The following is a 3988-nucleotide window of genomic DNA, read 5'->3' on the forward strand; positions in this document are numbered from 1 at the left end:
AAAGGAGTAAATTATGAAAGCTTTTGGTGGAGACGTACTCTTCCTGGATCGCTCAGATATTAATACTGACGAAATCATTCCTGCAAAATATCTTACTGAAGTATCAAAGCAGGCTTTAAAACCATATCTGCTTGAAGACCTCAAGCTCGACGGTTTCGATGCAAAGCGCGATGTTCCGAACAAAAAGGTAATTATCACACGCGAAAATTTTGGCTGCGGCTCAAGTCGTGAGCATGCACCATGGGCTCTGGAGGTTAACGGAATTTATACCGTAATTGCTCCAAATTTTGCCCGAATTTTCTATCAGAACATGTACAACTGTGGTCTTCTTGCACTCAATATGCCTAAAAAAGACATTGACGACATGTTCCGAACATTCGGAAACAAAGACTGCGAATGTAAAATCGAGCAGAAAGAAGACGGAACCTGGAAAGTAAAACTCATTGCAGGCTCTCTTTCTAAAAGCTACCCTTTCAAGCTTGAAGGTTTCGAAAAGGCTCTTGTTGAAAACGAAGGCTGGATTGGTTTTGCTGATTCAAAATACTAACGCGACCTACTGTCGCCGGCAAGAATTTTTAGTCTGCTTCACATCCTGAAAATTCTTGCGGTTAATTCTCATCATGCCGCATCCGTGCGGCAATTTTTTTATGAATAAGAAAATTTTTTCTTCCTTTGTTTTTTTTTATGTTCTTCTCTTTTTAGTAATTCCGCCTTTTTTCGCACCATTTTTTGCTGAACGTCAGGATTCTTTTATTGCACACTACCCGTTTACAGTTTTTTTTAACGGATGTATATCATTTTTGATATATATTTTTGCGCTAAATGGAAAGCTTTTTGAAAATAAAATATCTGACAGTAGACAGCCTTTTTTTATATATAAAGCTAATGCATTAATAACCTTTGGCATACTTTGTCTTTCATCGGTAATTTTAGAATTTACTGCATTCTTTTTTAAAATTAATTCTGGAATTCACAATATTGTTTATCCTGATTCTTTTATTTTTTACATAAATTTTATTTCAGGTGTAGTTTTCTCTGCTTTTACTGAAGAAATAATTTACAGATTTTACATGCCTTTAGTTTTATTTGAACTTTTATCAAGAAAAATTGCGAATAAAAGATACCACCTTATACTCAGTGAAAGTTGTGCGCTTCTTCTTTTTACATTTGGTCATATTTATCTTGGTGTTTTTGGGGTTCTTAATGCATTTATTTGTGGAGCTGCTTTAAGATTATGTATGATAAAAACCAAATCAATATGGACTTCTTTTATTGTTCATACACTTTATAATTTTTTGTCTTTTTTATTATTTTGGGGATTAAAAAATTCTTTTAATTAAAAAAAATTTCTTTAATCCGTCTATAGGTCCATTCTGATATTTCATATACGGCATTTTCAGAATAAAAAGCAAAAGCTGATTCCTGAGAGTCAATTTCAGAAGGAATAACTGTTTTTGTATAAAGACAGCCTTCGGTGTTTTTGAAGAAATCAAGTTTTACTATCCTTCCGTTTCCATCCTGCATCGAAATAAAAGCAATTTTTTGCAACTCTTCCAGTTCTGTTTTTGTATGAAGCTTTCCATGACGAAGTGATAGAAGTGTTTTTGATTTCTGAATAAAATCTTTGCTTTTTTCATCAATTTTTATCTTAGTTAATGAAGCTTGACTTCCTGTTAAAGCTTCTTCAAATTTTAGTTCAACTGGATTATTTATTTCAGAAATTATGTCCCCTTCTGTCCAGTAATTTATATCAGCTGTAAGATACTGGCTGAACTTATCTTCTGTTTCGTAAATTACATTAGAATCCTTTGATTTTATGGTTATACGGTTTTTAAGATTATCGGTTGTACCAAACAGTATAGTAGAAAGTGAAGAATCGTTTTGATTTAAAAAGGAGATTTCTGTTACTCCAGTTTTACTTCCAAAAAAACTGTTGAAATCCGATTCTTTTTCTGAAAGTTTATACATTGTCAAAATATCTGTAGATTTTTCTATAAGGGAAGTTATTATTTTTGTGTCTGCTGTTGTTGAAATTGACATATAAGGTTTGGAAACTATAAAAATATCTCCATATTTTGTAATTTCAATTGAATCTTCATGTCCGTTTGAATTTTTTGTTTGAATTAAAATCTTTTTTACACTGGTCTTAAATTTTGGATTTAAAATAGCTGATTCCACAGCTTTTTGCTCAGTTCTTTTTGATGGAGAAAATTTATATGAAAATACAAAAATCAGTAATGAGAAAATTAAAATTTTTAAGAGCAGTTTATCCAGTTTTTTCAATATAATTTTCCTTTTCTTTTATTTCTTAAGATTAGTACTGACATATAAATGCTGATAATTATGAGCGGTAAAAGTACAAAAGTAACAAATACAGTGAAGTTTTTCATTTTGAGAAAAGCATTTTCATCAGTAAGTTTATAAAGAGATGCTGATTCAGAATATTTTTCCATTAAGGATGCTAACTCTTCTTCTCCACGAAGTTTTAAAAGCTGTGAAGTTAAAAAGTCATAATTTCTGAAGTCCCCGCTGCTTTCTCCTGAAATAAAACCTGTCATAAGAGATGAAACGAAAAACTGGTCTGAAATAAGGATTACATTGTCTTTCTGTGCTGCAACTGTATAAATGCCATTTTGACTTCCGCTTTGAGAAGCTGTCTTGGGAAGAGTAAAAGGATTTGTAAGAAAAAGACTTTCTTCATTACCGGCACTTTCTGCGGCTTTTTGAAGCCAGGCAAAGTTTGTGGTTACAAGAAGCGGAATTGCCCCGTTATAAAGAGAGATAGGACTAGCCCAGAAAACACTTGCTCCGCGTTTTGCTTCTTTTTGCGGCTGAATTGAAATCCAGAGCGGATAATTCATGGTTCTATATTCAGTCTGAGAGTCATAAGTGCCGTCTGAACTTGACTGCATTGTAATTGTGTGACATGAAATATCTTCAACCAGTGCATTTTCAAATGCAAATCCCAGAGAATTTAAGAAAGAAAAAAGGCTGTCTTTGCTGTTTTTTGTTACAATCCACTCATCCTCTACAGAGATATTAAACGGACTTACTGCAATAAATGCTTTTACTCCATTTTTTAATGCATCTTCCAGATAATCCTTTTGTTCCTGAGTAAGATTTGAAGTTCCTAATACCACGATTTCATCTTCAGAAGTAAGATTTTTTAAGATTTCAGTTGTGTTAAACTCATTTAGAATTTCAGTTTCAAAGCCCCTTGTAATGAGCCAGGGGGAAACATAACCGTAAAAATCTCCGATTGTACGTCCATTTCCAGATAAAAGATAGACTTTTCTTTTCTTTTCTGTTGTTAACTGGATAACACGCTGAGTAAGGTCGTATTCCAGAGTGTTTGTTGAGAGTGTAAAAGGAATAAGTGCTGATTTTTCCAGATATTGAAGCAGAATTGCAGAATAGACTGTTATGAATTCTGTTTTATTACCGTTATCGTTTCTTATTTGCTGACCCTGTATGCCCAGATTTTTAAGTTTTTCAGCATCTGCCTTTTCGATGGACAGTGAAATTTTTGGACTATGCAGACTGTAATCCGAAAGGAATTCATCTACGTCAGTAACCTGAGGATATAATTCAGCAACTTCTTCTGAACGGTAATATGTAATTCGAAGGTTGTCATTAATTGTTTCTATTACTTTACTGCTTGTTTTTGATACAGAAAATTTTTTGTTTTTACTTAAATCAAGTCTCACATAAAGATTTGAAAAAGATAGAGAAAGAAGAAATAAAATTGAGGTTAATAAAAATACTGTAAGTTTTGGAGTCTTTTTTCCAAGCCGGATATTTTCATAATTTGCAGACAAAAGGTTAAAAGAAAAAGAGATAATCAGATAATATACAAAGTTACGGCTGTCCAAAATTCCTTTTGAGAATGAATCAAAATGCCATGCAAAAGAAATCTTTCTGCATATAAACGCAATAAAATCCGGTAAATTAAAATAAAGAGCTAAAAGATGACTGAAATTAAGAATTG

General features: G+C 32.5%; 4 protein-coding genes. 2 read left to right on the top strand and 2 right to left on the bottom strand.

Annotated features, from left to right (window positions below; all coding sequences use genetic code 11):
- Nucleotides 1-13 precede the first annotated feature (13 nt).
- Together ACKI5B_RS12765 and ACKI5B_RS12770 are read left to right on the top strand one after the other, a co-directional pair.
- Nucleotides 14-547 carry a 3-isopropylmalate dehydratase small subunit gene (locus ACKI5B_RS12765; protein ID WP_296849332.1) on the top strand — a complete coding sequence of 178 codons (534 nt, stop codon included), beginning with the start codon at nt 14-16 and terminating at the stop codon, nt 545-547.
- A 100-nt stretch (nt 548-647) separates the two neighbouring features.
- Nucleotides 648-1340, top strand: coding sequence for a CPBP family intramembrane glutamic endopeptidase (locus tag ACKI5B_RS12770; protein ID WP_407429367.1), 693 nt, complete (start codon nt 648-650; stop codon nt 1338-1340).
- On the opposite strand, the gene ACKI5B_RS12775 is transcribed toward ACKI5B_RS12770, so the two are convergent.
- Together ACKI5B_RS12775 and ACKI5B_RS12780 are read right to left on the bottom strand one after the other, a co-directional pair.
- A complete protein-coding gene (locus tag ACKI5B_RS12775; RefSeq protein ID WP_407429369.1) occupies nt 1333-2178 on the bottom strand; it encodes a hypothetical protein in 846 nt (281 codons plus the stop codon). The genes ACKI5B_RS12770 and ACKI5B_RS12775 overlap by 8 nt on opposite strands.
- Nucleotides 2179-2279: 101 nt before the next feature.
- The coding region (locus tag ACKI5B_RS12780) for a Gldg family protein (protein WP_407429371.1) at nt 2280-3988 on the bottom strand (1709 nt) is incomplete at its 5' end.

This window comes from Treponema sp., from assembly GCF_045657965.1.
Classification (GTDB): Bacteria; Spirochaetota; Spirochaetia; order Treponematales; family Treponemataceae; genus Treponema_D.

Coding starts and splice junctions, on each gene's coding strand:
- ACKI5B_RS12765 (WP_296849332.1), top strand. CDS start 14: ATGAAAGCTTTTGGTGGAGACGTACTCTTCCTGGATCGCTCAGATATT.
- ACKI5B_RS12770 (WP_407429367.1), top strand. CDS start 648: ATGAATAAGAAAATTTTTTCTTCCTTTGTTTTTTTTTATGTTCTTCTC.